Origin of the sequence: Dryocola clanedunensis (assembly GCF_038405435.1) — a bacterium.
Taxonomy (GTDB): Bacteria; Pseudomonadota; Gammaproteobacteria; order Enterobacterales; family Enterobacteriaceae; genus Dryocola; species Dryocola clanedunensis_A.
In genome coordinates this window covers 1-522 of the sequence record NZ_JBBYHZ010000216.1, presented here as the reverse complement: position 1 = coordinate 522, position 522 = coordinate 1, and the positions used below count along the sequence as shown (strand labels likewise).

Genomic DNA, 522 nt, shown 5'->3' with positions numbered 1-522 from the left:
CTCCTCGGCGTAGGTATCCAATGCGGCCAGCGCAGCCGCACACGCCAGCGGGTGACCGGAATAGGTATAGCCGTGGAAAAATTCGATGGCGGCCGTCGGGCCCTGCATGAAGGCGCCGTGGATAGCATCGCTGGCCAGCACCGCGCCCATCGGCACCGCGCCGTTGGTCAGGCCCTTGGCCAGGGTGAGCAGGTCCGGGGTGACCCCGAAGCGCTGGGCGGCGAAGGCGTGGCCGACCCGGCCGAAACCGGTGATCACCTCGTCGAACACCAGCAGAATGCCGTGCTGGTCGCAGATCTCGCGCAGGCGCTGCAGATAGCCCGGCGCGGGCAGGATCACCCCGGCCGAACCGGCGATCGGCTCGACGAACACCGCGGCGATGGTGGAGGCATCGTGCAGCGCGATCAGGCGCTCCAGATCCTCGGCCAGTTCGGCCCCGTGGCGGGGCAGGCCAGGGCTGAAGGCATTGCGCTCCAGATCGAGCGTATGGCGCAGGAAATCGCTACCGGGCAACAACGGCCC

1 protein-coding gene is annotated in these 522 nt (G+C 68.8%); it reads right to left on the bottom strand.

Features of this window, described 5'->3' with window-relative positions:
- The coding region (locus AAE045_RS24300) for an aminotransferase class III-fold pyridoxal phosphate-dependent enzyme (protein ID WP_455549853.1) at window positions 1-522 on the bottom strand (522 nt) is incomplete at both ends.